The sequence below is a fragment of the Exiguobacterium sp. SH5S4 genome (assembly GCF_004337045.1).
Classification (GTDB): domain Bacteria; phylum Bacillota; class Bacilli; order Exiguobacteriales; family Exiguobacteriaceae; genus Exiguobacterium; species Exiguobacterium aurantiacum_A.
In genome coordinates, this window is record NZ_SJUQ01000054.1 from 1 (window position 1) to 1,686 (window position 1,686).

1 protein-coding gene is annotated in these 1,686 nt (G+C 52.0%); it reads left to right on the top strand.

The window, feature by feature from the left end:
- Positions 1–69: 69 nt before the first annotated feature.
- Positions 70–1,640, top strand: a protein-coding gene (locus tag EVJ32_RS15840) for an IS3 family transposase (protein WP_131459127.1) whose coding sequence is annotated in 2 segments (ribosomal slippage) — positions 70–709 and positions 709–1,640 — 1,572 coding nt in all. Because the reading frame shifts where the segments join, the coding sequence is not laid out codon by codon here.
- The last annotated feature ends 46 nt before the right edge of the window (positions 1,641–1,686 follow it).

A 1,686-nucleotide genomic window follows, 5' to 3' on the forward strand; every position in this document is an offset into this window, starting at 1 on the left:
TGATATGCTCCCCAATAGGTAGACAGATGAAATAACAAATCTGTTTATCTGATTGGGGAGTGTTTTTTTATGGCGAGAAGTCGACATTCGATCGAACAAAAACTGAGTGCGCTGCGTATGATGGACGCAGAAAGATATACCTGGAAGGAAATCGAGGAGGCTCATCACGTCTCTAAGGATACCCTCCGGGTGTGGAAAGCCAAATTCGATATCGGTGGGATCGACGCCTTGAAGGAATCGAAGACATGGAACCCTTACACCAAGGAACAGAAGATCGCGGCCGTCTGTGACTATCTCGATGGGTTCACTAGAATGGAGGTTCTCTCAAAATATCAAATCAGTGATTGGTCTGTTCTTCGGAAATGGATTAAGAAGTATACTGGTCATAGCGAGTTAACAGATTCGAGAAAAGGGATGGATCGAGCTATGGCAAAAGGGAGAAAGACCACATTCGAGGAACGCATCGAGATCGTCAGGTATTGCCTGGAGAACGGACGGAACTATCAACGGACGGCCGAGATATTCGCCGTGTCTTACCAGCAGGTCTATGGCTGGACGAAAAAATATGATACCGACGGCGTGCATGGGCTCGAGGATCGGCGCGGACGGACGAAGCAAGAAGAGGAACTGACCAACGAGGAGAAGCTCGAACGTCGCATCCAACAGATCGAGCGCGAGAACGAGCGCCTGCGGGCCGAGAACCTGTTCCTAAAAAAGTTAGAGGAGATCGAGAGGAGAGGTTGATCAGCCAAATCCGGCTACAATTGCGTTACACGGCCATCGAGGAGTTGTCGACAAGCGACACGTTCTCGGTCGTGCTCCTGTGCGAAATCGCGCAAGTCTCACGGGCCGCCTATTATAAATGGTTGAAGCGTACCGTCTCGGTACGCGAAGAGGAGAACCTGAGCCTATTGGAGGACATCCGCCTTCTCTATGACCAGGTGAACGGGACCTACGGCTATCGACGGATCACCATGACGGTCAACCGCAGACGACGCCAGCATGGCCTGCCGGCATACAATGAGAAGCGTGTCTATCGTCTGATGCGTATCCATGAGATCCGTTCGGTCATCCGCCAGAAGCGAAAACGGTACAAAAAATCGTCACCGCAACATGTGGCCGAGAACCTGATGAATCGGGAATTCAGTGCGTCCCGACCGGACGAGAAATGGTGTACCGACGTCACCGAGTTCAAATATGGTGCCGGGAAGAAGGCATATCTGAGCGCGATCATCGACCTGTACGACGGCTCGATCGTCGCCTATCGTATCGGGAAGTCCAACAACAACGGGCTCGTCTTCCATACGATGATGCCAGCCATCGCGGGGCTCCGTACAGGAGCGAGTCCGATGATCCATAGTGACCGAGGGTTCCAATATACCTCGAGAGGGTTCAAACGCATGGTAGAAGACGCGGGACTGACCCACAGCATGTCCCGGGTCGGACGTTGTATCGACAACGCCCCGATCGAGAGTTTTTGGGGCACCTTGAAAGTGGAGATGTACTACTTGCGTGAGTTCCAGGCCTATAGCGAACTCACAACGGCCATCGAGAACTACATATCGTTCTACAACCACGATCGTTTCCAGAAACGACTAAACGGCTTGAGCCCTGTCGAATACAGGTCTCAAGCCGCCTAGGCTGGTTTTCATTATTTGCCCTGTCTACTTGACGGGGAGCAGTTCA